This window comes from Superficieibacter sp. HKU1, from assembly GCF_029319185.1.
Classification (GTDB): domain Bacteria; phylum Pseudomonadota; class Gammaproteobacteria; order Enterobacterales; family Enterobacteriaceae; genus Superficieibacter.
This window is the reverse complement of record NZ_CP119754.1, coordinates 2,773,949-2,798,420: the sequence shown is the minus strand read 5'-3', so window position 1 is coordinate 2,798,420 and position 24,472 is coordinate 2,773,949. Positions and strand designations below refer to the sequence as shown.

The 24,472-nt window shown below is 55.2% G+C and carries 28 protein-coding genes and 2 tRNA genes; 10 read left to right on the top strand and 20 right to left on the bottom strand.

What is annotated here, in order from left to right; genetic code table 11:
- Window position 1: 1 nt before the first annotated feature.
- Window positions 2–1,063: a sn-glycerol-3-phosphate ABC transporter ATP-binding protein UgpC gene (gene ugpC / locus P0H77_RS13510; protein WP_276157385.1), complete on the top strand. Its 1,062-nt coding sequence runs from the start codon at window positions 2–4 to the stop codon at window positions 1,061–1,063.
- A 65-nt stretch (window positions 1,064–1,128) separates the two neighbouring features.
- Here ugpC and P0H77_RS13505 read toward each other — a convergent pair.
- Together P0H77_RS13505 and mtfA are read right to left on the bottom strand one after the other, a co-directional pair.
- Window positions 1,129–1,204 (bottom strand) — tRNA-Asn (locus P0H77_RS13505).
- Between the two features lie 100 nt (window positions 1,205–1,304).
- Entirely contained in the window at window positions 1,305–2,099 is a 795-nt protein-coding gene (gene mtfA, locus P0H77_RS13500; RefSeq protein ID WP_276157384.1) for a DgsA anti-repressor MtfA, read from the bottom strand.
- A gap of 93 nt (window positions 2,100–2,192) precedes the next feature.
- Here mtfA and P0H77_RS13495 point away from each other — a divergent pair.
- Window positions 2,193–2,282: transfer RNA gene (locus P0H77_RS13495), tRNA-Ser, on the top strand.
- A gap of 164 nt (window positions 2,283–2,446) precedes the next feature.
- Here the strand turns inward: P0H77_RS13495 and ompC are convergent.
- Window positions 2,447–3,625 (bottom strand): porin OmpC, encoded by a 1,179-nt coding sequence (gene ompC, locus P0H77_RS13490; RefSeq protein ID WP_276157383.1) that lies wholly within the window; start codon window positions 3,623–3,625, stop codon window positions 2,447–2,449.
- A gap of 617 nt (window positions 3,626–4,242) precedes the next feature.
- Here ompC and drpB point away from each other — a divergent pair.
- The 4 genes from drpB to P0H77_RS13470 all read left to right on the top strand — a co-directional run bounded on the left by drpB (window position 4,243) and on the right by P0H77_RS13470 (window position 7,181).
- A complete protein-coding gene (gene drpB / locus P0H77_RS13485; protein ID WP_276157382.1) occupies window positions 4,243–4,512 on the top strand; it encodes a cell division protein DrpB in 270 nt (89 codons plus the stop codon).
- A 21-nt stretch (window positions 4,513–4,533) separates the two neighbouring features.
- Complete coding sequence (locus P0H77_RS13480; protein ID WP_276157381.1) at window positions 4,534–5,229, top strand: phosphohydrolase; 696 nt, start codon at window positions 4,534–4,536, stop codon at window positions 5,227–5,229.
- Between the two features lie 145 nt (window positions 5,230–5,374).
- Window positions 5,375–6,718 (top strand): DNA cytosine methyltransferase, encoded by a 1,344-nt coding sequence (locus P0H77_RS13475; RefSeq protein WP_276165133.1) that lies wholly within the window; start codon window positions 5,375–5,377, stop codon window positions 6,716–6,718.
- 22 nt (window positions 6,719–6,740) lie between these two features.
- A complete protein-coding gene (locus tag P0H77_RS13470) occupies window positions 6,741–7,181 on the top strand; it encodes a very short patch repair endonuclease (RefSeq protein ID WP_276165132.1) in 441 nt (146 codons plus the stop codon).
- Here P0H77_RS13470 and yedA read toward each other — a convergent pair.
- Entirely contained in the window at window positions 7,171–8,082 is a 912-nt protein-coding gene (yedA, locus tag P0H77_RS13465) for a drug/metabolite exporter YedA (protein ID WP_276157380.1), read from the bottom strand. The genes P0H77_RS13470 and yedA overlap by 11 nt on opposite strands.
- A 176-nt stretch (window positions 8,083–8,258) precedes the next feature.
- Between yedA and P0H77_RS13460 the strand changes: the two genes are divergently transcribed.
- The 3 genes from P0H77_RS13460 to dgcQ all read left to right on the top strand — a co-directional run bounded on the left by P0H77_RS13460 (window position 8,259) and on the right by dgcQ (window position 11,213).
- Window positions 8,259–9,170 carry a DUF808 domain-containing protein gene (locus P0H77_RS13460; RefSeq protein WP_276157379.1) on the top strand — a complete coding sequence of 304 codons (912 nt, stop codon included), beginning with the start codon at window positions 8,259–8,261 and terminating at the stop codon, window positions 9,168–9,170.
- 78 nt (window positions 9,171–9,248) lie between these two features.
- Window positions 9,249–9,434: a DUF2158 domain-containing protein gene (locus P0H77_RS13455; protein ID WP_276157378.1), complete on the top strand. Its 186-nt coding sequence runs from the start codon at window positions 9,249–9,251 to the stop codon at window positions 9,432–9,434.
- Between the two features lie 117 nt (window positions 9,435–9,551).
- Complete coding sequence (gene dgcQ / locus P0H77_RS13450) at window positions 9,552–11,213, top strand: cellulose biosynthesis regulator diguanylate cyclase DgcQ (RefSeq protein ID WP_276157377.1); 1,662 nt, start codon at window positions 9,552–9,554, stop codon at window positions 11,211–11,213.
- Here dgcQ and P0H77_RS13445 read toward each other — a convergent pair.
- Window positions 11,198–12,025: a mannosyl-3-phosphoglycerate phosphatase-related protein gene (locus P0H77_RS13445; RefSeq protein WP_276157376.1), complete on the bottom strand. Its 828-nt coding sequence runs from the start codon at window positions 12,023–12,025 to the stop codon at window positions 11,198–11,200. The genes dgcQ and P0H77_RS13445 overlap by 16 nt on opposite strands.
- Window positions 12,026–12,328: 303 nt before the next feature.
- Entirely contained in the window at window positions 12,329–12,559 is a 231-nt protein-coding gene (yodD, locus tag P0H77_RS13440; protein ID WP_276157375.1) for a YodD family peroxide/acid resistance protein, read from the bottom strand.
- Window positions 12,560–12,688: 129 nt separating this feature from the next.
- On the opposite strand from yodD, the gene dsrB reads away from it, so the two are divergent.
- The gene (gene dsrB, locus P0H77_RS13435) at window positions 12,689–12,880 is read left to right on the top strand and encodes a protein DsrB (RefSeq protein ID WP_276157374.1); all 192 of its coding nucleotides are present in this window, start codon (window positions 12,689–12,691) and stop codon (window positions 12,878–12,880) included.
- Between the two features lie 39 nt (window positions 12,881–12,919).
- Here the strand turns inward: dsrB and rcsA are convergent, their stop codons facing one another.
- From rcsA to fliF, 14 genes are all read right to left on the bottom strand, one after another.
- On the bottom strand, window positions 12,920–13,543 hold the full coding sequence (gene rcsA / locus P0H77_RS13430; protein WP_276157373.1) for a transcriptional regulator RcsA: 624 nt from the start codon (window positions 13,541–13,543) through the stop codon (window positions 12,920–12,922).
- A 279-nt stretch (window positions 13,544–13,822) separates the two neighbouring features.
- Window positions 13,823–14,617, bottom strand: a complete 795-nt coding sequence (gene fliR, locus P0H77_RS13425) for a flagellar biosynthetic protein FliR (protein WP_276157372.1) — start codon at window positions 14,615–14,617, stop codon at window positions 13,823–13,825.
- A gap of 7 nt (window positions 14,618–14,624) precedes the next feature.
- Complete coding sequence (gene fliQ / locus P0H77_RS13420; RefSeq protein WP_176918972.1) at window positions 14,625–14,894, bottom strand: flagellar biosynthesis protein FliQ; 270 nt, start codon at window positions 14,892–14,894, stop codon at window positions 14,625–14,627.
- A gap of 10 nt (window positions 14,895–14,904) precedes the next feature.
- Window positions 14,905–15,642: a flagellar type III secretion system pore protein FliP gene (gene fliP / locus P0H77_RS13415; protein ID WP_276157371.1), complete on the bottom strand. Its 738-nt coding sequence runs from the start codon at window positions 15,640–15,642 to the stop codon at window positions 14,905–14,907.
- Window positions 15,642–16,016, bottom strand: coding sequence for a flagellar biosynthetic protein FliO (fliO, locus tag P0H77_RS13410; RefSeq protein ID WP_276157370.1), 375 nt, complete (start codon window positions 16,014–16,016; stop codon window positions 15,642–15,644). The genes fliP and fliO overlap by 1 nt, the downstream gene beginning before the upstream one ends.
- Window position 16,017: 1 nt before the next feature.
- Entirely contained in the window at window positions 16,018–16,431 is a 414-nt protein-coding gene (fliN, locus tag P0H77_RS13405) for a flagellar motor switch protein FliN (protein ID WP_276157369.1), read from the bottom strand.
- A complete protein-coding gene (fliM, locus tag P0H77_RS13400; RefSeq protein WP_276157368.1) occupies window positions 16,431–17,432 on the bottom strand; it encodes a flagellar motor switch protein FliM in 1,002 nt (333 codons plus the stop codon). Before fliM ends, fliN begins: the two co-directional genes overlap by 1 nt.
- Window positions 17,433–17,436: 4 nt before the next feature.
- Window positions 17,437–17,907, bottom strand: a complete 471-nt coding sequence (gene fliL, locus P0H77_RS13395) for a flagellar basal body-associated protein FliL (protein ID WP_276157367.1) — start codon at window positions 17,905–17,907, stop codon at window positions 17,437–17,439.
- A 105-nt stretch (window positions 17,908–18,012) separates the two neighbouring features.
- Window positions 18,013–19,152, bottom strand: coding sequence for a flagellar hook-length control protein FliK (locus tag P0H77_RS13390; RefSeq protein WP_276157366.1), 1,140 nt, complete (start codon window positions 19,150–19,152; stop codon window positions 18,013–18,015).
- Entirely contained in the window at window positions 19,149–19,592 is a 444-nt protein-coding gene (fliJ, locus tag P0H77_RS13385; RefSeq protein ID WP_276157365.1) for a flagellar export protein FliJ, read from the bottom strand. The genes P0H77_RS13390 and fliJ overlap by 4 nt, the downstream gene beginning before the upstream one ends.
- An 18-nt stretch (window positions 19,593–19,610) precedes the next feature.
- Window positions 19,611–20,981, bottom strand: a complete 1,371-nt coding sequence (fliI, locus tag P0H77_RS13380; RefSeq protein WP_276157364.1) for a flagellar protein export ATPase FliI — start codon at window positions 20,979–20,981, stop codon at window positions 19,611–19,613.
- A complete protein-coding gene (gene fliH, locus P0H77_RS13375) occupies window positions 20,981–21,679 on the bottom strand; it encodes a flagellar assembly protein FliH (protein ID WP_276157363.1) in 699 nt (232 codons plus the stop codon). The genes fliI and fliH overlap by 1 nt, the downstream gene beginning before the upstream one ends.
- A complete protein-coding gene (gene fliG / locus P0H77_RS13370) occupies window positions 21,672–22,667 on the bottom strand; it encodes a flagellar motor switch protein FliG (RefSeq protein ID WP_276157362.1) in 996 nt (331 codons plus the stop codon). Before fliG ends, fliH begins: the two co-directional genes overlap by 8 nt.
- The gene (fliF, locus tag P0H77_RS13365; protein WP_276157361.1) at window positions 22,660–24,363 is read right to left on the bottom strand and encodes a flagellar basal-body MS-ring/collar protein FliF; all 1,704 of its coding nucleotides are present in this window, start codon (window positions 24,361–24,363) and stop codon (window positions 22,660–22,662) included. Before fliF ends, fliG begins: the two co-directional genes overlap by 8 nt.
- Window positions 24,364–24,472: the final 109 nt, after the last annotated feature.

Here is a 24,472-nt window from a genome sequence, read left to right as displayed (position 1 = left end):
TATGGCAACGCTGACACTACAACATATCGCGAAAACCTTTAACGGGCAGTCCATCATCCCGGATCTGAACCTGACCATCCATCACGGCGAGTTTATCGCGCTGGTCGGGCCGTCCGGCTGTGGAAAATCGACCTTACTGCGGATGATTGCCGGACTGGAAAGTATTGACGGCGGTGAGCTGGTGCTGGACGGCGACGTGATTAACGATCTGTCTCCACAGGATCGTAATATGGCGATGGTCTTTCAAAACTATGCGCTGTATCCGCATATGTCAGTGGCGGAAAACCTGGGTTTCTCGCTCAAAATGCAGGGCGTGACCAGGGCCAACATTGACCAGCAGGTGCGCCAGGCCGCCGACACCCTGGGATTAACAGCATTATTGACCCGCAAACCCGCTCAGCTCTCTGGCGGGCAGCGTCAGCGTGTGGCGATGGGACGCGCGATATTGCGCCATCCCCGGCTGTTTCTTTTCGACGAGCCGTTATCCAATCTCGACGCCAAACTGCGCGTTGAGTTACGTACCGAAATCAAAGCCCTGCATCAGCGGCTGAACACCACCATGATTTATGTTACGCACGATCAGATTGAAGCCATGACCATGGCGGACCGCATTGTGGTATTGCGTGACGGGCATATTGAGCAGGTCGGGACGCCGCTGGAATTGTACGACCGTCCGGCAAATGCCTTCGTCGCGAGTTTTATCGGCTCGCCGTCGATGAATCTGTTCAGCGGACGTGTGGAGCGGCAGGGTGTTGTCATGACGGATGACGGTATTGCGTTGCCGGTAGTACCCACGTCAGGAGTGGATATCGGACAGCGCGTGGTTTACGGCGTGCGCCCGCAGCATTTTGTATTGGCACCGGGCGCCGCGATTGATGCGCAGGTTAATGTGGTAGAGCCCACCGGGTCAGAAACGCAAATTATGCTCAACATCGGCCAGCAAAAAGTGACGACCTTATTTCACCAGCGCGTCACGGCGACGCCCGGTGAAACGTTGAGCATCGTCCCGGACGCCCGTCATGCTCATCTTTTTGATGCCGCCAGCGGGCTGCGGCTGAACTGACGTAGGGGTAATGGCCGGACGGCGTAAAGCAAAAAGCCCGCTGAAAAGCGGGCTTCTTTGAATTTTGGCTCCTCTGACTGGACTCGAACCAGTGACATACGGATTAACAGTCCGCCGTTCTACCGACTGAACTACAGAGGAATCGTGTGAACGGGGCGCATATTACTGGCCCCGCAATTTCGTGTCAACGATAAATTTAAATCGTTGATTCAAATGATTAATAATGATGCAACCTGTGCTTTTAATGTACCAGCGACGTGGCGCTATCCGCTTCTCTGTTTTCCCGCAGTCGTTGAAGCGGATCCTGCTGGTAAAAGAGACAGAAACGTTGCCACAGGGCAGGAAAACGTGGGGCGAAAAGCTCGGGCGCGCTGAAAAAATATTCGGAAAGCACGGCAAAGCATTCGGCCGGATCGGTCGCTGCATAGGCGTCTATGCTGGCAGCGCTTTCGCCTACCATATCGATCTCATCCTGGATATTGTTCATTGCCGCATGCAGATCGTGCTCCCAGCCCGCGACTTCCCGTAGCGCAATGAAGGGCACGCCGCTGGCGCGATCGCCGTTACGCGTGTCCAGTTTGTGCGCCACCTCATGCACAATCAGGTTAAACCCTGACGCGTCGAAGGAGTCCTGAATATCCAGCCAGTTCAAAATGATTGGCCCTTGCTGCCAGCTTTGCCCTGACTGCACCAGACGCTGATTATGTACCAGGCCGATATCATCTTCCCATTCGTCATCCACCACGAACGGCGCAGGGTAAATCAGGATTTCATGAAAACCATCAAGCCACTCAATGCCTAACTCGAGCACGGGGAGACAGAAGAGCAGAGCGATACGGCAGTTTTGCAGCGTATCAAGCTCCAGCCCCTGCAGCGCAACGATACGTTTTTGCTGGAGAAAACGCTCAGCAAGCTGTATCAGTTTCGCTTGTTCATCCATGGTAAGACTGGCTAAGACAGGGATCGCAAGTGCCTGTTCCCACGGGAAATCAGGGCTACGGGTTGATTCATGTGCTTTCCAGGGCCACTTAATCATCGTTTTGCTCGCAAACTCATCACTTGAACAGAATTGAAGGGACTGGGACTGTTAAAATGCCAAATTTCCTGGCATTATTGCAACCATCAAAACGGAGAGATGCCGGAGCGGCTGAACGGACCGGTCTCGAAAACCGGAGTAGGGGCAACTCTACCGGGGGTTCAAATCCCCCTCTCTCCGCCATTATTCAAACATTTACCCGCTTCGCTTTCAACGACCCTCGTCACAGTTGCTTTTTTTGCCCACCAGCGATTATTTTATAGCCGCTGGCTTCCGCGCGCGATAAGAATGCTCTTTCTTAGCCATAAAAAAGCCCGCACGCGGCGGGCTTTGCGATACAGCGATTATCAGAACTGGTAAACCAGACCGACGCCGACGATGTCATCGGTAGCGATGCCATTGTCTGCGTAGAAGCTGTCGTCTTCATCCAGCAGGTTGATTTTATAATCAACATAAGTGGACATGTTTTTGTTGAAGTAGTAGGTGGCGCCGACATCAACATATTTGACCAGGTCTTTATCAGTAGAACGCCAGTTGCCGCGGCTCACTTCCTGACCACCGAGGTCTTTACCTTTCGATTGCAGATAAGCAATGGAAGGACGCAGGCCGAAATCAAACTGATACTGGGCAACAACTTCGAAGTTCTGCGTTTTGTTCGCGATACCACCATTGGCTTCGCCGTTGCCACCGCCGTAGTAAGTCATATTACGGGTTTCAGCATACATCGCGGCCAGATACACGTTGTACGCATCGTATTTCGCGCCGACGGTCCAGGCTTCGGCGGTATCACCACCAGCGTAGTTGTTGCGGTGGTTGAGGCCATCCTGATATCCGCGCGCAACCTGGTTATCGGTACGGTCAGAGTTAGCATACGCTGCACCCAGGCTTAAACCGAAGTCGAAATCGTAGGAGGTGGACATACCGAAGCCGTCGCCGTTTTCACGCGCCAGTTTACGACCACCGCCGTTGCCGGTGCCTTCACCTGAGCCTGGATTCTCGTTATTTCCCTGATATTGCAGTGCAAATTTCCAGCCGTCGACCAGACCAAAGAAGTCATTATTGCGGTAGGTTGCCACGCCGTTGGTACGGCCTAACATGTAAACGTCGGTCTGGGTATAAGAATCACCACCAAACTCCGGCAGCATATCGGTCCAGGCTTCAACGTCATAAATCACACCGTAGTTACGACCGTAGTCAAAGGTACCATAATCGCCAAAACCCAGTCCGGCGAAGCCCAGACGAGTCCATGCATTGGAGCCTTCACCTTCAGTGCTATTTGCCTGAACGTTGTATTCCCACTGACCGAAGCCGGTTAGTTGATCGCTAATCTGGGTTTCGCCTTTGAAGCCCAAACGAACGTAAGACTGATCGCCATCACTACCCGCGTCATCAGAAAAATAGTGGAGGCCATCCACTTTACCGTACAGGTCAAGTTTGTTGCCGTCTTTATTATAAACTTCAGCCGCATTTGCTGCGCCAGCCATTAACAGGGCAGGCATAAGAAGTGCCAGAACTTTTCTGTTCATTATATATTTCCTTCAAGGAATAATTTTTATGAATATATGTAATCTTTATTCAGACTACAACACGGATACTATTCTATTAAGTTCATTAAATTTTAAGGGAAAGGTGTAATAAAGTTATATGTAGTATTGCAAAATGTTTCTATGTTATTTTAAATTCACGGGAACTATGATTTAATAATTAAATATATAAATTATTGATATTGTTGTATTTACTGGGATTATAGTATATTGAAATCAATACATTGCATGGATAGCATTAATCTGGCTGATTGCTTTGTAGTATGTATTGATGAATTGCATCTTTTTTGTGTGGCAAAAAAAAGCCTGGCGCAAAGTCAGGCTTATAGAAAACAGAAGAAGGGCAATAATAACAAGTGCAGTGGTAACGATAATAGGCTAATAACGGAGAGATAATTGCACAGTTATTATTTAAGATAAAGTATTTTTTTGGCCTTTATGTATTTAAAAGGTGAATAGAAATTTTATTTGTATATATTATTTTAATTAATCCGCGCGGGCTACCCCGGAATATGCACTATAATGTGACGTCAATCACCTGTGTGGTGAAACGGTGCTATCTGCCCGGGCGTACAAACACGATCAACAGAGACTATTTTATGGATGAAAAAATGAACCGTAGCCCTGGTGGCAAACTGGCATTGTGGCTTTTTTATGCTTTTTGCGGCTACTTTGCCTGGGCCATGGTGCGCTACTTTTGGGTGGTAAGCCACGTGCAAAGTATCCCCGGCGCGACGGTGGACGGGGACTGGGGGACCATGACCGGTAAATGGCTGGGCGCCTTGTTGGGCTTTCTGGTGTTAAGCGCCGTTGCGCTGCTGCTCGGCGCGCTGGCATGGTATACGCGACCCCGGCAGGCAGATTTTTAAGGAGTAAGGACGGTGCCGATCATGGACATTCTCCACTGGCAACAACGCTATGAAGACTGGTTCCACCAACATTACCGTAACAATGATGCCGCGCACGACCTGGCGCATTTTCGCCGGGTATGGAACACCGCCCGCCAGCTTGCATCGGGAGGGGCGGTGGATGAACTGACGGTCCTGACCGCCTGCTATTTTCATGACATCGTTAGCCTGCCCAAAAACGATCCACAGCGGCACCGCGCCTCAACGCTGGCGGCTGAAGAGACGCGGCGGATCCTGACGGAGGATTTTGCCGATTTTCCTGCTGAACGCTGCCAGGCGGTAATGCACGCGATAGAAGCACACAGCTACAGCGCCGGAATCGAACCGCAAACGGACGAAGCGCGCGTTGTTCAGGATGCGGACCGACTGGAAGCGCTAGGAGCCATTGGGCTGGCGAGAGTCTTTGCCGTTGCCGGCTCGCTCAACACCCCGCTTTTTGATGCCGACGATCCCTTTGCCGATCGTCGCCCGCTGGATGACCGGGCGTACGCGCTCGACCATTTCCAGCGTAAGCTTCTGCGTCTGCCATCCACGATGCGGACGCCACAGGGGAGGGCGCTGGCCCAGGAGAACGTGCGTTTCCTCGTACAGTTCATGGCCAAACTGAGCGCCGAACTCCAGGGCTGCTATCAGTCGCTGGATAACGATATCCTCGTGCGTTTTACGCCGAAGGGCTGAAACGCTGGCAGCAAATTTATGATACTCTGAGAAATATTTGTCTTGCCCGGTTAATTTTATGCAGGAAAACCTTTCCCTCTCAGCGGCATCTGGCCGGACTGCGGATGCGCCGTCTGCCACCGTACACGCCTTGCTGCGTCAGGTAATGGCGATTTATGATGTCAAAACGCTGGTCGCTGAACTGAGTTCGCTGGGTGAACATCACTGGAGCCCCGCCATTCTCAAGCGCGTGGCGACCAGTGAACGTGCCTGGCAGCGGCTGAGCGAGAATGAACGGGCCCATCTTGCGGCGCTGTTACCATCACCGCCCGTCCATCATCCCCATTATGCTTTTCGTTTCGTTGATCTTTTTGCCGGTATTGGCGGGATCCGCCACGGCTTTGAAGCCATCGGCGGGCAGTGCGTGTTTACCAGCGAATGGAATAAACACGCGGTGCGTACCTATAAAGCGAACTGGTATTGTGACCCGGAGCAGCATCATTTTAATGAAGATATTCGTGATGTTACCCTGAGCCACCAGCCAGAGGTCAGCGATCGGCAGGCGGCAGACCATATCCGCGAGGTCATCCCGCAGCATGACGTGCTGCTGGCGGGCTTTCCCTGCCAGCCCTTTTCGCTGGCGGGAGTCTCAAAGAAAAATGCGCTTGGCCGCGCGCACGGTTTTGCCTGTGATACCCAGGGGACGCTTTTCTTTGATGTGGTGCGCATTATCGACGCGCGCCGGCCGCCCATTTTCGTGCTGGAAAACGTCAAAAACCTGAAGAGCCATGACGGCGGTAAAACGTTCCGCATCATCATGCAGACGCTGGATGAGTTAGGCTACGAAGTGTCCGACGCCGCCGAAATGGGCGCGGACGATCCAAAAATTGTCGATGGCCAGCATTTTCTGCCACAGCATCGTGAGCGTATCGTGCTGGTGGGCTTTCGCCGCGATCTCAACCTGCATAACGGGTTTACGCTGCGCGATCTTCCCGCTTTTTACCCTGCGCAACGGCTGCGCTTTGCTGACCTGCTGGAGCCCGTGGTGGATGCCAAATTTATCCTGACGCCGGTGCTGTGGAAATACCTTTATCACTACGCCAAAAAGCATCAGGCGCGCGGCAACGGTTTTGGATTTGGGCTGGTCGATCCGACCAATCCCCATAGCGTCGCCCGCACGCTTTCCGCCCGTTATTACAAAGATGGTGCCGAAATTCTTATCGATCGCGGCTGGGATATGTCCCTAGGCGAGGCGAATTTCGATGATGCGCTGAATCAGCAGCATCGCCCGCGTCGTTTAACGCCGCGTGAGTGCGCCCGCTTAATGGGATTTGAAGCGCCGCAGGGCTTTCAGTTCCGTATTCCGGTATCCGATACCCAGGCCTATCGCCAGTTTGGTAATTCGGTGGTGGTTCCGGCATTTGCAGCGGTGGCAAAATTACTTAAGCCGCGCATCCTGCAGGCAGTGGCGCTACGTAAAAAAGAGATCGGATTAGGTGGACGTTCATAATAAGGCCACGCGCAGTAAGAATATGCGGGCAATAGGCACCCGCGATACGGCCATTGAAAAGCGGCTGGCGCTGTTGCTGGAAACGTCCGGTTTTACCTTTACCGTACAGGATGCCGCGCTGCCGGGGCGTCCTGATTTTGTGATTGCCGAGTACCGCTGTGTGATCTTTACCCACGGCTGTTTCTGGCATCATCATGACTGCTATCTGTTTAAGGTTCCCGCGACCCGCACGGAGTTCTGGCTGGAAAAAATCGGTAAAAACGTTGAGCGTGACCGCCGCGATGTTCAGCGGCTGATGGAGCAGGGCTGGAGAGTATTGATCGTCTGGGAATGTGCGCTACGCGGACGAGAAAAGCTCAGCGACAGCGCCCTGACTGAGCGGCTTGAGGAGTGGATCTGCGGCGGCGGTGACAGCGCGCAGATCGACACTCAGGGCATTCATCCACTGCCGGTTATTTCTTGATCTCACACGGCGTTACCACAGGACGCCCCGGAAAGAGATATTTCCCCAGCGTAACCAGCACCACCGCAAAAATAATCACTCCCAGCGCCAGCCATTCCACTGACGAGAGATGTTCGCCGCCAAAGCCGGTACCCAGTAAAACGGCGACCACCGGGTTAACATAGGCGTAGCTGGTGGCAATCGCAGGCGTGACGTTGCGGATAAGGTACATATAGGCGTTGATGGCGATCACCGAGCCGAAAATCGCCAGATAGCCGACGGCGAGGAACCCCGACAGTCCAGGCATCGCGGTTAATTTCTCACCCGTTAAAAACGATGCCGCCAGCAGCACCATGCCCGCCGCCAGCATTTCAATCGCCCCGGCCATCATGCCGACAGGCAGTTCAATGCGTGAACCGTAAACCGAACCAAATGCCCAGCTTACCGAGCCTATCAGGATCAATACTGCGCCCCACGGATTTCCGTTCAGGTTGCCGCCGCTGTTAAGCAGGATAATTCCCGCGAGGCCAATGGCAATGCCGAGCCATTCCAGCTTGCGGGTGGCGATGCCGAAAAAGCGGCTAAAGCACAGGGTGAATAGCGGTACGGTGGCGACCATCACCGCCGCAATCCCGGACGGCACGTGCTGATGTTCAGCGATGGTGACAAAACCGTTGCCTACGGCGAGCAGAAGCACGCCAATCAGCGCCGCATTGAGTATCGGGCGCAGGGCAGGAAGTTTGTGGCCGATGATTAACAGGTACGCCATTAGCAGCACGCCTGCGGTGGAAAAGCGTACGCCAGCCATCAGCAGCGGCGGCCAGCTCTTGACGCCGATACCTATCGCGAAATAAGTGGAACCCCAAATAATATACAGTGCGAAAAGCGCACTCATCAGCGGTAAAAGTTGCCTGAAACGCATACTGCCTCACAGCATAAAGAAAGGACGCATATAGTAAACGTCAAAACTATCCGCCTGGCGAGCGGTTAATCTTAATTTGGATGTTAATTAAATGTTGACATTATTCTGCTATACCCGAGCGGGCACTTTTATTCCATACTATTGACCTGAGACGTTTTAAACAAAGGAAAGACATTTTGGCCGGATCGAGTTTGTTAACGCTTTTAGATGATATTGCCACCCTGCTGGATGATATCTCATTGATGGGAAAACTGGCGGCAAAGAAGACCGCTGGCGTACTGGGGGATGATTTATCGCTTAACGCTCAGCAGGTCTCCGGCGTCCGTGCCAATCGGGAATTACCCGTCGTCTGGGGAGTGGCTAAAGGCTCGCTGCTAAATAAGGTGATTCTGGTGCCGCTGGCGCTGCTGATCAGCGCGTTTCTGCCGTGGGCAATTACGCCGCTGCTGATGATCGGTGGCGCATTTCTGTGTTTTGAGGGCGCAGAGAAAATCCTCCATACCCTGCACGCGCGCAAACATAAGGAAAGCCCCGAAGCGCGCCAGGAGCGATTAGCCTCTATCGCCAAACAGGATCCGAAAACGTTCGAGCGCGATAAAGTCAAAGGCGCAATCCGCACCGATTTCATTTTGTCAGCCGAGATCGTGGCCATTACCCTTGGCATCGTCGCCGAAGCGCCGTTGCTGACTCAGGTACTGATTTTGTCCGGCATTGCCATCCTTGTGACAATTGGCGTATATGGCATTGTTGCCGTTATTGTTAAGCTGGACGATATGGGCTTCTGGCTGGTGGAAAAAACCAATGCCCTGGCGCAGGCTCTCGGCAAAACGCTGTTATTTATCGCGCCGTGGTTGATGAAAATCCTTTCGGTGGTCGGCACGCTGGCGATGTTCCTCGTGGGTGGCGGCATTGTCGTGCACGGTATCGCGCCGCTGCATCATGCCATAGAGCATTTTAGCGAGCAGCAGAGCGCGGCGATCCAGTGGTTAATTCCGTCGCTGGTTAACCTGGTCCTCGGATTTATTCTCGGCCTGATCGTCGTTGCGGTGGTGAAAATGGTGTCACGCGTGCGCCAGCCTGCTCATTAAATATCCATCACAGGGTACGCAAAACGTCAAAATTTCGTCTAAGGTGAAATCGTTTCACTCTGATACCGGAGGCAAAAAATGGTCTTTATGGTCAGCGATGAAGTGATGACTAAAAACGGCGGGCGGCACATGGTGGTCACGGGCTATGCCAGTGGCATGGTGGAGTGCCGCTGGTATGACGGCTTGGGCGTAAAGCGGGAGGCGTTTCGGGAAGAAGAGTTATTACCGGGGGACGGTTATTTTCACCGCCACCCGGATCCGTAAGCGCGTCGCTGCGTTCCCTCAAGCCCGGCCTGCCGCGAGCCGGGCATATTATTCACCCCAGCAAGATCCTGGTCATATAAGGCGACGCCTGGAGTTTGCATTTAGCGCGAGACAGTAGTGGAAAAAACTCAGTGGCTGAAAAAATTCGGCCTGCGCTTTACGCCCGGTCAGGTGGTCAGCCTTTGTTTTATCGTGGTTCTGATCTGCTCGTCTTTTTTGACCTGGCGGGAAGTCGCGGTGCTGGAAGATAACTATATTAGCAGCCAGCGCAATCGTCTTGAGAGCGTCTCACACGGCATGGATATGCAGCTTCAGTTCAATATGGACCGGCTGTTTTTTCTGCGCAATGGTATGCAGGCCGCCCTGAAAACCCCTCTGCAATTAAAAAGCATGGCGATTGCCCGCCATGAGTTTGATATCAAGCGCCGGCTGGATGCGTGGTCGGTTCATTCCGGAAGCCGGCATTTACTGACCGTAAATGGCGTGTCGGATGCCTTTGTTGCAAACGATCCGGACCTGAACCGGGATGATGCGCTTTTGCATAATGAGCTGACGGCAGCCCTTGAACTGGGCTATCTCCTGCATCTTTCCTCCAGCAGCAACAGCATTGAATTCCGGACGCAGTATGTCTCCCGGGCTGGCTTCTTCGTCACCAGCGATCCGCAGCCCATCGCGGATATCAGGTCATATTACGCATGGTTAATTGCGAAACCGTGGTTTTATACTCAGTCGACACGTGATAATCGTGGGCGTGGGATCCGCTGGTATACGGAACAGGGTAAAGCGCACGACGTGCAGCTCATTACGGCCAGCATCCCTCTTGAGCTGGCCGATCGCTGGTACGGCGTGCTGGCGATGGATGTCGACGTTAGCGCATTGCAGCGCCTGCTGGTGGAAGCCATCGGCGATCAGCATGAAGGGCGATGGCAACTTTACGATAGTCAGCTTGTCTGGCTGGCATCAAGCATAACCGACGCCTCTGACGAGCCAACCCTTAGCGCAACGGATCGCCAGCGTATTCTTGACGCTATTGGCCGCGATACGCGCGGGGGCATTCTGACCACCAGCGGTTATATCAGCTGGCAAAAACTCAAAAATTTCGACGGTATCGTCTTGCATGTCCATACGCTGCGCGAAGGGCTTGGCGGCGCATTTGGCAATATTATTATTGCGCTGAGCCTGCTATGGCTGGCGTTTACCTTAATTCTGATCTTGTCATGGATAGTGATCCGCCGGATGGTACGCAATATGATCGCGATGCAGGAATCGCTTGAGTGGCGCGCGTGGTATGACACCCTCACGCGGCTACCCAATCGCGGAGCACTATTTGACCGGGCGGAAGAGGCCGTGCAGGCCTGCAAGCGGGCGCAGCAGCCGCTGTGCGTTATTCAGTTCGACCTCGACCATTTCAAACGGATTAATGATCAGCATGGGCATCAGGCCGGAGACCGCGTGCTTTCGCATGTAGGGAGCCTCATCACCAATGCCCTGCGTGAGAACGATGTGGCGGGCCGCGTGGGCGGCGAGGAATTTTGTATTGTCCTGCCCAATACCACCATGGCGATGGCAATGCGCGTTGCTGAACGGATCCGCAATCACATTAGCGCAAAGGAGTTTCTGGTGCGCAAAAATACCACGCTGCGGATCAGCGCCTCGCTGGGCGTGAGCAGTACGGAAGAGCATGGTCGCTATGAGTTTGAATATCTGCAATCCATTGCCGATCGTCGCCTGTACCTGGCCAAACAAAACGGGCGTAACCGCGTTTATTCCAGTGGCTGAGCATCGGGGAAAAAATGCGCCATGCCTTCACTCCAGCCCGCCGGCCCCTCCTGCGTGGTATGATAAACGCGCTGCGGATCGTGGCGTTTTAGCTGCACGCCATCGCGATTTAAACCTTTCACCACCACCGCATAGTCAACGACATCCAGCAAAGGCGCATCATTAGGTCCGTCGCCGAGCCCCAGAGTCGTGCGCCGTTTACCTTCGCGCTGCTGGTATTTATTGAGTAAAAAAATTGTCGCCTGCGCCTTATCGCCCTGCCGATCGAGAACATGCCAGAAGCGGGCACCCTGAACCACCTGCAGACCGAATGAGGCCAGCGTCGTGGCGAATTCCGCCATGCGCGCATCGCTGTCGCGCCAGATTAACGTTTCGGAGGCTTCCTGCTGACGGGCGAGGGCGGCATGAGCGCTATTGAGGCCGGTCCAGTCGCTAATAATCTGCTCGTCCACATCCGAAAAAGTGGTGAACTTAAATCCTTCTTTTTCGCGCAGCGATGTCAGAATTTCAGCAATCTCCCCCTGAGGCGAACCAGCGATCAGTCGCGGGAAGTGCTCATCATCCTGCCAGTCAGCAGCAAGCTGGATCACCGCGCCGTTTTCAGCGATGAAAGGCAGCCCCTGTAACCCTGTCTCCTGCTGGATTTGCGCCATTTCAGCAGCGGTTTTGCTGCTGCACAGGATCACCGGCGCACCCGCCTCTTTAAGCAGGTTGAGCCACGGCACCGCAGGCTGCCAGTCCCCGGTATGGCTTTCTAGCAGGGTGCCTTCCAGATCGGTAAAAACCAGTAGCGGTTGATGCAGGTCGGGCATATTTTTCTCCTTTCAGTCCGTCATGATCAGCCTGAGATAATTCCTAAATACAATCGGGCGTGCTGAACGCTTTTTATGGGAACGAACCCAACAAGCGAGGCGCGATGCCCTCTATCAGAATTCACCAGTCTGAAACCGTATCGTTATGAACTATTCACCTTGCGAATATATCTTGTCATGCAAAAAAATTGCGGATATGTTTAATGCCGCATCAGATTTCCTGGTGTAACGAATTTTAAAGTGCTTCTTGCATTCGCAAGCTTCAACCCGACCCTGATGGGGCCGGGTTTTTTTTCGTGCCGGTTAACGGTTAACTTCACTCACGCTGAAGTCGTGGATATCCAGCTCAAATGCTTCGGCCAGTTCGCGCCAGGTATGATAGTCATGCCCGTTGACGCTCGCATGATGCGGGTCGCCATCCTCCGCGCGCGTGACTTCACCTTCACAAATCTCATTGATCGCCGCCAGCAGGGCGTCAACGTCAACGCCGACCTCGCGTTTTGCCGTATCGTCGTACTCTTTTGCGGTTTTCATATCATTTCCTCGCAGGCTGCCGCACAGACTAAGTATAGACCGTCCAGAAAAGCAGCATTCGTCACGACAGACGCAGCCAGCACCGCGGTTTTGTTCTACACTGGCACAAAAACATGTGGAGGTGACCCTATGCAGGTAAACGATCGTGTGACGGTTAAGACGGATGGCGGACCGCGCCGGCCAGGTGTGGTACTGGCCATCGAAGAGTTCAGTGAAGGCACAATGTATCTGGTGTCGCTCGAAGATTATCCAATGGGGATTTGGTTTTTTAACGAACTGGGACATCATGACGGTGTTTTCGTTGAGAAGGTCGATGGCTGATTCTGGATCACTGGCGGGTGGCCCCGCCAGTGGTTGTCTTTAGCGCATGTTGACATAAATCCCGGTAGTAACGTTATCTGTCAATCGGACAACATGATAAATAACCTGTTTATTATGTGTTTTAATCTTTCTTTTAATATTACCTTTGTGTGACGAAACGGTTTTTGCTTTGATATTCATCTGATCTGAAATCTGAATCGTTCCTTGCCCTGACATCCACATTCGCAGCATAAAAGATTCAGTCCGGCTTAACGACAGTGTCGGCATATTAATTGCGCTAAAATGTTCGCTACCTTTTTTAAGACAATTACCCAAAATATCATCCAGAGATTCAGGTTTGATTGACTTTGAACTAATTAACAAGTTCTTTCTGACCAGTAAATACTCATCGAAATGGAGATTAGCAATCGCCATAAATACGATGAATAACGTGTCGGGGTGTTGATTAATGATCTGCCTGATTTGTTGACTACTTTCAGGGTCGTGGATAAAACAGTCTTCATTAATAAACACCACGTCAGGCCGGCTTTCCTGGCAGGCCACCGCCAGGGCTGCTGTGTCCTTCGCATCCCCGATCTCGCGTCGTTTAACCCCCCGACTTGCCAGGTATCCGATTAATCCTAATCGGGTGTAGCTGCACAAGTCCATAATAATCGTTGACATGGCATACCCTCACTCAATGCATAACGATAATTAACCCATTGCCTTGCCGATCTCACAACGTCCTGTGGTAATAATTTTTTAGATTAATAATACAGGCAGCGTTTTTCAGGCCTGAGCACTATCCCGTAAAGTTGCGTATAAGTTGCCAGGAATCATCTTAAACTAAATTGCAGATAAGTTTATGTGATGGGAATTAAAACAACGATTAGCCATTCGGTATATCGTGGAGAGTATACAATAATTTTTATTTTAGGATTATCCTCAGATAACACCTGATAATTATCGGGATGTTATTTTCGGTAACTCACTGATAATGTCAGCGAGTAAATTAAAAATCTCACTAAATAAATGTTCACAGAATGGCGCGATTAATGGCATTAACACCGACATCAGCAGGATGCCGACGCTGAGGGTAAGCGGAAAGCCAATGACAAAAACGGAAAGCTGGGGGGCCATTCTGTTGAGCATTCCCAGCGCCAGGTTGAGCGTCAGCAGCAGGGTTATCACCGGTAGCGCCAGCATCAGGCCGTTGAGGAAAATTAACCCACCCGCGCGGGCGAGGGCTAAAAAGGCGTTGCTGTTAATCGGGTCGCCACCGATGGGCAGGGTGTGGAAGGTGTCTGCCAGCATGGAGATCAGCCACAGATGACCGTTAAAGGTCAAAAACAGCAGCAGGGCGAGCATATCCATCAGCCGCGCCAGAACCGGCATATTCAAATTACTGCCCGGATCGATGAACGTGGCGAATGACAGCCCCATTTGCAGGCCGATAATCTCCCCGGCAGTGCGAATGGCCGCAAAGGCAAACTGCATGGTAAACCCGAGCGCGATGCCGATCAGGATTTGTTCCAGCCCCAGCCCCAGCGCCTCAAGGGAGAACAGCGGCACATTTGTGGCAGGCAGCGTTGGGGCGATAATAACCGTGATCATGATGCCCAGCCCCAGCTTGACGCGTTTCGGTACGCTTTTCTCGCTTAAAATAGGGGCAGTGGAAATCAGCGCCAGCACGCGCAGCAGCGGCCAGAAATAGAGACCCAGCCAGTGAAGCCATTGATCGCTCGTTGCCTGCACCATGGGGCGGTTATCCGATGATGTAAGGAATATTGCTGAACAGGGTGCGCATATAATCTAGCAGCAGGTTCAGCATCCAGGGTCCGGCAACGATAATGGCAATAAACACCGCGATAATTTTCGGAATGAACGACAGCGTCATTTCGTTAATCTGGGTGGCGGCCTGCAGGATGCTAATGATAAGACCGGTGATCAGCGCCACCAGCAGCAGAGGCGCGGCCAGCGCTAGGGCCACTTTCATTGCCTCGGTGCCCATCATCATGACCGATTCAGGTGTCATTTCGCGCTCCCTAACTGTAGAAACTCTGCGCCAGCGAGCCGACCAGCAACTGCCAGCCATCCACCAGTACGAACAGCATTAGCTTGAACGGCAGAGCGATGGTGGCGGGGGGCACCATCATCATCCCCAGCGCCATCAGCACGCTGGCGATCACCAGGTCGATGATCAGGAACGGAATAAAAATGGTGAAACCAATCTGGAAAGCCGTTTTCAGTTCGCTGGTGACGTAGGCCGGAAGCAGAATGCGCAGCGGCACGGCTTCCGGGCCGGCAATCGGGGCGCTGTTTGCCAGGCGGGCAAACAGCGCGAGATCGGCTTCACGCGTCTGGCGCAGCATAAACTCGCGCAGCGGCTGAGCGCCTTTCTCCATCGCCACATCCAGCGAAATTTTATTTTCGCTGAACGGCTGGTATGCGTCGGTATAAATCTTGTCGATCACCGGCGACATAATAAAAAAGGTCAGAAACAAGGCCAGACCCAGCATCACCTGATTCGGCGGCGCGGAAGGCGTGCCCAGCGCGTTACGCAGCAGGCCGAAGACGATAATGATGCGGGTAAAGCTGGTGGTCATCAGTAACAGCGCGGGCAGGAACGTCAGCGAGGTGATAAACACCAGCGTTTGCACCGGCAGCGACCAGCTCTGGCCGCCGTTGGCGAGTGGCTGACTGACCAGGCCGGGAAGCTGGGCCATGGCCGCCGGGGCTGCCAGCCAGAGACCGGCAAACAAAAAGGGTAGTACGCGGCGCATCAGGATCTCCCGGAACGCTTAAGCAGGTTTTTCATCATCGCCGAAAAATCGGGGGGGACTGGTGTTGCCGGAGCACTCTCCGGCGCGGCAGGGGGCAGCGTATGCAATAACGAGATTTGTGCGGCCGTTACGCCGAGCACCAGACGGGCGTCGTCAACTTCCACAATCACAATCCGTTCGCGTGGGCCAAGCGTCGCCCCTGCGCTCACCTTCAGGCCGCGAGCCGCGCTGCCTTTGCCGCTGAACCCGACCCGCTTTAACAGCCATGCGGCCATCAGGATCAGGAAAATAATGCCAAGTAACGCGCCGCTGACCTGCATCAGCGACGAGGCAGGGGAAACGGCCGGCTGAACGACCGTGGCCTGGGTTTTCATTTTATTTACTCAGACGACGCATACGCTCTGACGGCGTGATGATATCGGTAATGCGCACGCCGTATTTATCAGCGACCACCACCACTTCACCCTGCGCAATCAGATAACCGTTAATCAGGATATCTAGCGGCTCACCGGCCAGACCGTCCAGCGACACCACCGAGCCCTGCGTCAGGCGCAGCAGCTCTTTGATGGTCATCCGGGTGCGGCCCAGTTCGACGGTGAGCTTGACCGGGATATCCATAATCAGATCGATATCCTGGAGCGTACCGCTCACATCGCCACCGCCCAGCTGCTGAAATACCGCGTCCGTCGCGCTTTTCCCGGCGGGATTTTTTTGTTCATTCAACGCTTCAGCCCACAGGTCGTCCATCGATCCGCTGTTGTCATCAGAAGGATTATTCATGTCACTCATTAGGGCTGTTCCTCATTCAGCAAATTCAAAATCGGGTTGATCAGGTGCTCAACGCGTAGCGCATATTGACCGTTGACCGTACCATACTGGCTGGTCAATACGGGGACGCCGTCCACATGCGCAATAATACGGTCAGGCTTTTCGATGGGCAGTACGTCGCCGGGTTTTAGTTTCAGGATCTGCGACAGGCGCAGTGAAATATCAGCAAAGTTGGCAATCAGCTCCAGCTCGGAGTGCTGCACCTGGCGCACCAGATTTTCACGCCAGTTCTGATCTTCGCTGCGTGAGTTTTCCAGCGGCGGATTGACCAGCACTTCGCGCAGCGGCTCAATCATGCTGAACGGCAGACAAATATTAAACTCGCCGGTCAGGTTGCCGATTTCCACATGAAACGGGGTGTTGACCACGATATCGTTCGGCGAAGTGGTAATGTTGGTAAACTTCACCTGCATTTCCGAGCGCACATATTCCACGTCCAGCGGGTGAATCGCTTTCCACGCGTCGCTGTAGGATTCCAGCGCCAGCTTCAGCATCCGGTTAATCACGCGCTGCTCGGTATGGGTGAATTCACGGCCTTCAACTTTGGTCGGGAAACGGCCATCGCCGCCAAACAGGTTATCCACCGCGATAAATACCAGCCCCGGAGAGAACACAAACAGCCCGGTACCGCGCAGCGGCTTCAGGTGGATCAGGTTCAGGTTGGTCGGCACCGGCAGGTTGCGTGCAAATTCATGGTACGGCTGAATGCGGATCGCGCCGACGGTAATGTCCGGGCTACGACGCAGCAGGTTGAACAGCCCCATCCTGAACTGGCGGGCAAAGCGTTCATTGATGATCTCCAGCGCCTGCAAACGCTCGCGCACCACGCGACGCTGGGTGTTGGGATCGTAGGGACGAATGTCGCTGTCGGCGGATTTCCCCGGCTGCGGTTCGTCGGTTTTATCGCTGTCGCCGTTGAGCAGCGCGTCAATTTCGGCCTGAGAAAGAATGCTGTCGCCCATGCCGCTACCGTAAAATAAAGGCTGTATAGAGAACGTCGGTCACTTGCTGGCCTGGTTGCCCGGCGATCAGCGGCTGTGCCAGGGTGCTCTTGATATCAGCAACGAGTTTTTGTTTGCCTTCATTGCTGGCAAGCTGGCTGGCATCCTGGCGGGAAAACAGCAGCAGCAGGCGGCTGCGGACTTCCGGCAGATATTCGTTAAGACGCGCGCGGGTGGCTTCATCTTTCAGGCGCAGGGTGATGCCGACATACAGAACACGATCCGCATCGCCCAAATTAACGGTAAACGTATCCAGCGCAAAAAACACCGGCGCGGCGGGCGGCGGCGCTTCCGCGGTCACATGCGCGGCGGGCTGCTGCTGCATACGCCAGTAGCTGTAACCTGCGGTGGCGCACGCGGCGAGGGTGATTAACACCAGCAGCGGGATCCAAATGGCGCGTTTGCTTTTTTTGGTGGTGATGGCGGAGTCGGTCATCTGATACGTGCTTCCTGTTTCGGTACTGCTTATGGGGTGATTATCCCGTGTCCGCGGTTGGTCAAAGCGTGGAACAAACGAGAATAATCACGCTACCTCTGGCGTTTAAGCAAAGATGTCGACCGCACTTTCGCCGCGTGAGCGCGATTGCAGACTGGCAGGCACGTTAAGCAATTCATCATCCTGCGCATCCAGTTGGCCGCCAGTCGGGCTATGGCGGGCCGACTGTTGCTGAGAGGACGACTGCTGCTGCCCGGCAAAACTCTCGCTACTGATGCTGCTCTGACCAAGCTGTATGCCGCTTTCAGCCAGTTGCGTGCGCAGCATCGGCAGCGCGGCTTCCAGCGCGGCGCGCACGTGGCTGTGCGGCGAGACCATCTGTAGCTGCGCCTGGTTATCGTCCATTTTCAGGGTGATTTGCACCTGTCCTAAGTCTTCCGGATGCAGACGCAGTTCGGCCGTCTGCTGGCCCTGGCGGGTAAACAGCGTGACGTGCTGGCTCACCGTCTGCTGCCAGTCCGGGCTGCCCAGCGGAGCGCTGACGGTGGCAATGGCCGCCGCGTGTGCCGGTGCCGGCGTCATGGTCGGGCTGATGACGGGTGCGACGTTGGATGAGGTGGCAACGGGGGACGGCGTACTTTCCGTTTCAACGCGGACCGCTGCGTTACTTTGTGCCGCCGTGAATGGCTGCGTGTTAATTGCCGTCGTCTGCGGACGTGACGGGCCGTCAGCGATGGCCTCTTTCAGTGATGAGGCTTTATCGCCACTGACATTCCCTTTGAGCGGAACGCTGCTCGCGAGCGCCGGAGTTGCCTCGCGTGCTGCCGGCTGCGTCGGCGCTGGAGTGGACGGTGGCGGCAGCATCGCCATTAACGCGCTCAGATCGGTAAGATCGTCTTCATGAACGTCCGCTGGCGGAAGATCGTTTTCCGCAGCGTCGCTTTTAACCACCGATTTTTGATCTGCCGTCAGCCCGCTTAGCAGCAGGCGGATATCGCTGAGATCGGTCAGCGTTTCATCCTCCATACTGGCATGGAGATCGTCGAGCGTAAGGCCGCTTTTGCGTGCGTTTTGCGCCACCGGGCGTGAGTCTGCTACCTCTGCCAGCGTCGCCGGGGCTTTATCGCCGCCCAGTGCGCCGGCCAGCAGGGCGAGAAAATCCTGCGCGCCGTCTGTGCTTTTAGCAGACAGTCCACCGGACGTAACGTTGGCGTCGCTGACGCTGATATCAGGCAATGTAATCACTCGTGTTTCCTTTGGGTTGCGCGCTGCGCAAACTCATCCATTCTTTTTTGATCCAGACGGTTTTCCGCCAGCAGCGCGGCTGAAGCCTGTCGGTCCGATAGCGTCTGCCAGGCCTGCAAACGCTGTTTTTTCTCGCGCCAGACGCCGAGCGCCTGATCGACCTTATGGTTCCACTGCGCTAACTGCTGGCGATGCTGGTCAATGGCTTTTTCCAGCGTCTGAATAAATTGCTGATAATTTTGCCAGCGCTGACTGCCAATTCCCTGGCTCATACTGGTGTTGAGACTGGACTGATACTCATCCTGATAATTCATCAGCATTTGCAGCTGTTCCTGCGCCTGCTGACAGCCACGGCGCATTTCCCCCAGCCGTAGCGCGGCGTTATCGACTTCTTTTTCCGCCAGATCTTTTAAGGTGGCTAATGCGCTATTCTGCGTCACGTTCGCTCTCCCGCTTCATTACGCCGTGGGGAAAATCAGTTCCAGCGCCTGGAGCGACTCTTCCCAGCCTGCTTTTTCAAAGATGCCCTGCTGTAAAAACGCCTCGAGCTGCGGCCAGAGCACAATGGCCCGGTCGAGCAGCGGATCGCTGCCTCTGGCATAGGCTCCCACGCTGACCAGATCGCGGTTACGCTGAAAACTGGAGAGCAGCTGCTTAAAATTACGCACCCGCGCATAGTGCCGCTCATCAATCAGCGCCGTCATGGCACGGCTGATCGAGGCTTCAATATCAATCGCCGGATAGTGGCCTGCCTCCGCCAGACGGCGGGAAAGGACGATGTGTCCGTCGAGGATGGCGCGGGCGGAATCCGCAATCGGATCCTGCTGGTCGTCGCCTTCGGTGAGCACGGTATAAAAGGCGGTAATCGACCCGCCGCCGGTGATCCCGTTCCCGGCACGCTCCACCAGCGCCGGTAGTTTGGCGAAAACGGAGGGCGGATAACCTTTGGTCGCAGGGGGTTCACCGATGGCCAGCGCGATTTCACGCTGCGCCATCGCGTAGCGGGTGAGGGAGTCCATAATCAGCAGCACATGCTGGCCGCGATCGCGAAAATCCTCGGCGATACGCGTGGCGTAAGCGGCACCCTGCATTCGTAGCAGGGGAGAGACGTCCGCCGGAGCGGCAATCACTACCGATCGGGCGCGACCCTCCGGGCCGAGAATGTTCTCGATAAAGTCTTTAACTTCGCGTCCACGTTCGCCGATAAGCCCCACCACAATCACATCCGCTTCGGTGTAACGCGCCATCATGCCCAGCAGGACGCTTTTACCGACGCCGGACCCGGCAAACAGTCCCATACGCTGCCCGCGTCCGACGGTAAGCAGGGCGTTGATCGGACGCACGCCGGTATCCAGCACGTGTTCAATCGGGGTACGTTGCAGCGGGTTAAACGGCTGGGTGATCAATGCCCCGCTTTCGGTGGTATCCGGGGAGGGGAGGCCGTCGAGCGGTTTGCCGCTGCCGTCAAGGACGCGCCCGAGCAGCGCCGGACCAAGCGGCAACTGCTTGCCGCTATGCAGGCCGTCACCGCTACTGTTACGGGCATAAACGCGTGCGCCAGGCAGAATGCCTTCCACTTCTTCCAGCGGCATTAAAAACAGCCGCTGACCGTTAAAGCCAACCACTTCACTTTCGACTTCCTGCGTTTCGCCCCGGTCCTGACGCTCAATAATGCAGGTTGCGCCCAGCGGTAGCTGGAGCCCGGTAGCTTCCAGCACCAGTCCGGTGGCGCGGGTCAGCCGACCATAGCGGCGCACGGACGGCAGCTGGGCCATTTTGGCCTCGACGTTATCCAGCGTTTGCAGCCAGCGGCTGAGGCGGGAGGTCATTAACAGGCTCCCGGTGCCGCTAGGCGGCAGAGTTCCTGCCAGCGCGTCGCAACGCTGGCATCCAGATCGCCCTCGTCGGCGGAGACTTTACAGCCGCCAGGATGCAGCGTGTTATCGCCGCGCAGCCGCCAGCCGTGGAGACTGAGCGTCGCGCCGAGTACGTCTTCCACGCGCTGCAAATCATCCGGATGGACGCGCAGCTGCGGCTTGCCGCTAAACAGCGGTTCCTGCTGAAGTAACTGCTGGATCTGTTTCATTAAGCCGTGGTTATCCACTGCGGGCATTTCGCCAATAATCTGTCGCGCTGCCGTCAGCGCCATTTGCGTCAGGCGTGAGGCAATTACGCTGTCGAGGGCATCCAGCGTATTCTGGAATTCACTCACCAGTTGCTGCATTCGCGCGTGCAGCGGCTCCTGCAGCTGACGCGCCTGAAGCTGCCCCTGCTCCAGACCCTGCGCCAGTCCTTCCTGATACCCCTGCGTATGACCGGCCTGGCGGCCTTCGGCCATCCCGGCAGCGTAACCCTGTTCATGGGCCTGGATTTGTAGCTGCGCCAGCTGCTGCTGTAGCTGCTGTTCGGGAGAAATCTCCTCCTGAGGCAGCGGCGCTGGCTGGTCATCCTCGAATGGCGCAGCCTCGGTCAACGGCGCAAACAGGCTGTCAGGCTGCCAGATTTTCCACGGCAGTTGATCAGACATAGGTATCCTCGCCGCTGCCGATCACCATTTCGCCGGTTTCCGCCAGACGGCGGACAATCAGCAGGATCGCTTTCTGCTCGTTTTCAACCTGTGACAGGCGAACCGGACCGCGGTTGGCGAGATCGTCACGCAGAATATCGGCGGCACGTTGCGACATGTTGCGCAGGAATTTCTCGCGCAGCGGCTGCTCGGCCCCTTTGAGTGCGACCAGCAGGGATTCGGAATCCACTTCCTGCAACAGACGCTGAATACTGCGGTCGTCCACTTCGACCAGGTTTTCGAACAGGAACATCTCGTCGATGATCTTCTGAGCCAGTTCGCCGTCGAATTCGCGCACGGCAGAGATAACCGCTTCTTCCTGCTGCGTTTTCATCAGGTTGATAATTTCGGCTGCGGTTCTCACGCCGCCCATTTTGCTGCGTTTGAGATTCTGACCGTCGAGCAGGTTGTTGAGCACTTCGGTCAGCTCCGCCAGCGCGGCAGGCTGGACGCCGCCGAAGGTGGCAATACGCAGCATCACATCGTGGCGCAGGCGTTCGTCGAACAGCGCCAGAATATCAGCTGCCTGACCGCGTTTGAGGTGCACGAGGATAGTGGCGATAATCTGCGGATGCTCGTCGCGAATCAGATCGGCAGCGCTTTGCGGCTCCATAAAGTTGAGCGTTTCGATGCCGCTCGACGTTTCGCGGGTTTCGAGAATATCTTCCAGCAGGCTGGCGGCGCGTTCTTCGCCCAGCGCTTTGACCAGCACCGACCGCAGGTATTCGCTGGCGTTAACGTTGAGCGCGGCGAACTGTTCCGCCTCCTGCTCAAACTCGCCCAGCACTTCCGTCAGCTGCTTGTTGGAGATTTGCCGCACGTTGGCCATCGCCGAACTCAGGTGCTGTACCTCGCGGTTGGAAAGGTGTTTAAACACCTCTGCCGCGCGATCTTCACCAATGGTCATCAGTAAAATGACGCTTTTTTCCGTTCCGGTAAGATTACTCATGTTCGTTATTCATCCACTGGCGAATGACCAGCGCGACGACGCGCGGATCGTTATCTGACATCTCACGGATACGCTGGCTCATCACTTCCGCGCCCATACGCTGATTGGCGCGACGCTGCTGGGTCAGTTCATCTTTGGTCAGGCGAACTTCAACACCATCCACCGTGCTGGTGCTTTCCTGACGCACCTGCGCTTCTTCCTGCACGGCTTTGATCTCTTCCTGACGACGCACCAGTTGCGGACGCACCGCTTTACGCCACAGCAGCCACGCGACCAGCAGCACCAGCAGCCAGCGTCCGGCGATCATCAACTGATCGATAAACGACTGCTGTTGCCAGAACGGCAGTTCACCACCGGTTTCATCCACCGCGCTGAACGGCGAGTTCACGACGTTTAGCGTGTCGCCACGGGTGGTGGAGAAACCCATGGCTTCACGGGTGAGATCTTCAATCTGCTTCATCTGATCGGCGGTCAGCGGCAGCGGCTTGCCATCCGTCAGGGTGCGATAATTCACCACTACGGCGACAGAGAGTCGCTGTACATCACCCACGTTTAATTTGGTGTGGCGGATAGTCCGGTCAACTTCATAGTTGGTGGTTTCGTTACGCTGGGAACTGCGCGGACCGGCGCTGTTGCCGGCGGTCGACGTTGACTGCGTGTTTTGCTGCGCATTTTGTTGGCCATTCTGCGCGGTGGTCGACGGCGGATTGGCAATTGGCGCGGTATTGGCTGGCGCAGGCTGATTAGACAGCGCACCCGGCACGCCGCCCACGATCCCGCTACCGTTCTGTTCGCTGAGGTTTAGCTGGCGGGAACGCATCGCCGCCTGGCTGCTGTCGCCGTTCGGGTGGTATTGCTCTTCAGTCTGTTCTTTATCGGCGAAATCGATCTGCGCCGTCACCTGAGCATGGACATTGCCGTTACCGACGATAGGCCCGAGGATAGATTCGATGCGGCGCTGAACGCGGCCCTCCACGTCGGAGGCGTATTTCAGCTGTGCATCGTTCAGCGCCCGATCGCTGGTATTGGACTGGGTCAGCAGATGTCCGCTCTGATCGACCAGCGTCACGTTACCCGCAGGCAGGCCCGCCACCGCGCTGGAAACCAGGTGAACCACGGCGCTGATTTGCCCTTCATCCAGCGCCCGGCCCGGTTCCAGATTCACCGTCACCGAGGCCGAAGGGGATTTTTGCTCGCGCACGAACAGCGAGGGTTTTGGCATGGCCAGATGCACGCGCGCGGTTTTAACCGGGCCGAGGGTTTCGATGGTGCGTGCCAGTTCCCCCTCCAGCGCGCGCTGGTAGTTAACCTGTTCGCTGAACTGGCTGATGCCGAACTTTTCCTGATCCAACAGCTCGAAGCCGACCGCGCCGCCTTTCGGCAGCCCTTGCTGCGCCAGACGCAGCCGCAGCTCATGCACTTTGTCCGCCGGAACTTCAAGCGCGCCGCCGTTATCGGCAAAGCGGTAGGGGATATTCATCTGCGTTAATTGCTGGACGATGGCTCCGCCGTCCTGATCGGACAAATTGCTGAATAGCGTGCGGTAGTCCGGGCTTTTTGCCCACAGTACCATAGCGACAACCACAGCCACGGCAGCGGCGCTTATTACCATCAGCGGAATTTTAGGATTGGCGCGCAGGCGATTGATCCACTCGGCGGTTTTCGCTTGTGTTGTGGTCGTTGCAGCCGCGCTCATTGCGCACCTCGTAAATCCTGGTGGATGGCGGTAAACGTGTAGTGAAACAAAACAGACTCCCGGGTCGGCAAACGCATACTGTTAGCCCCGCCATTATTTGTCGGTTTGC

Coding starts and splice junctions, on each gene's coding strand:
- drpB (WP_276157382.1), top strand. CDS start 4,243: ATGGATGAAAAAATGAACCGTAGCCCTGGTGGCAAACTGGCATTGTGG.
- rcsA (WP_276157373.1), bottom strand. CDS start 13,543: ATGTCAACGATTATTATGGACTTGTGCAGCTACACCCGATTAGGATTA.
- ompC (WP_276157383.1), bottom strand. CDS start 3,625: ATGAACAGAAAAGTTCTGGCACTTCTTATGCCTGCCCTGTTAATGGCT.
- yodD (WP_276157375.1), bottom strand. CDS start 12,559: ATGAAAACCGCAAAAGAGTACGACGATACGGCAAAACGCGAGGTCGGC.
- fliG (WP_276157362.1), bottom strand. CDS start 22,667: ATGAGTAATCTTACCGGAACGGAAAAAAGCGTCATTTTACTGATGACC.
- fliF (WP_276157361.1), bottom strand. CDS start 24,363: ATGAGCGCGGCTGCAACGACCACAACACAAGCGAAAACCGCCGAGTGG.
- fliI (WP_276157364.1), bottom strand. CDS start 20,981: ATGACCTCCCGCCTCAGCCGCTGGCTGCAAACGCTGGATAACGTCGAG.
- yedA (WP_276157380.1), bottom strand. CDS start 8,082: ATGCGTTTCAGGCAACTTTTACCGCTGATGAGTGCGCTTTTCGCACTG.
- fliO (WP_276157370.1), bottom strand. CDS start 16,016: ATGAAAACCCAGGCCACGGTCGTTCAGCCGGCCGTTTCCCCTGCCTCG.
- P0H77_RS13445 (WP_276157376.1), bottom strand. CDS start 12,025: ATGCCCGACCTGCATCAACCGCTACTGGTTTTTACCGATCTGGAAGGC.
- P0H77_RS13475 (WP_276165133.1), top strand. CDS start 5,375: ATGGCGATTTATGATGTCAAAACGCTGGTCGCTGAACTGAGTTCGCTG.
- mtfA (WP_276157384.1), bottom strand. CDS start 2,099: ATGATTAAGTGGCCCTGGAAAGCACATGAATCAACCCGTAGCCCTGAT.
- P0H77_RS13480 (WP_276157381.1), top strand. CDS start 4,534: ATGGACATTCTCCACTGGCAACAACGCTATGAAGACTGGTTCCACCAA.
- P0H77_RS13455 (WP_276157378.1), top strand. CDS start 9,249: ATGGTCTTTATGGTCAGCGATGAAGTGATGACTAAAAACGGCGGGCGG.
- fliN (WP_276157369.1), bottom strand. CDS start 16,431: ATGAGTGACATGAATAATCCTTCTGATGACAACAGCGGATCGATGGAC.
- fliH (WP_276157363.1), bottom strand. CDS start 21,679: ATGTCTGATCAACTGCCGTGGAAAATCTGGCAGCCTGACAGCCTGTTT.
- fliM (WP_276157368.1), bottom strand. CDS start 17,432: ATGGGCGACAGCATTCTTTCTCAGGCCGAAATTGACGCGCTGCTCAAC.
- dsrB (WP_276157374.1), top strand. CDS start 12,689: ATGCAGGTAAACGATCGTGTGACGGTTAAGACGGATGGCGGACCGCGC.
- fliQ (WP_176918972.1), bottom strand. CDS start 14,894: ATGACACCTGAATCGGTCATGATGATGGGCACCGAGGCAATGAAAGTG.
- ugpC (WP_276157385.1), top strand. CDS start 2: ATGGCAACGCTGACACTACAACATATCGCGAAAACCTTTAACGGGCAG.
- fliL (WP_276157367.1), bottom strand. CDS start 17,907: ATGACCGACTCCGCCATCACCACCAAAAAAAGCAAACGCGCCATTTGG.
- fliR (WP_276157372.1), bottom strand. CDS start 14,617: ATGGTGCAGGCAACGAGCGATCAATGGCTTCACTGGCTGGGTCTCTAT.
- P0H77_RS13470 (WP_276165132.1), top strand. CDS start 6,741: ATGCGGGCAATAGGCACCCGCGATACGGCCATTGAAAAGCGGCTGGCG.
- fliP (WP_276157371.1), bottom strand. CDS start 15,642: ATGCGCCGCGTACTACCCTTTTTGTTTGCCGGTCTCTGGCTGGCAGCC.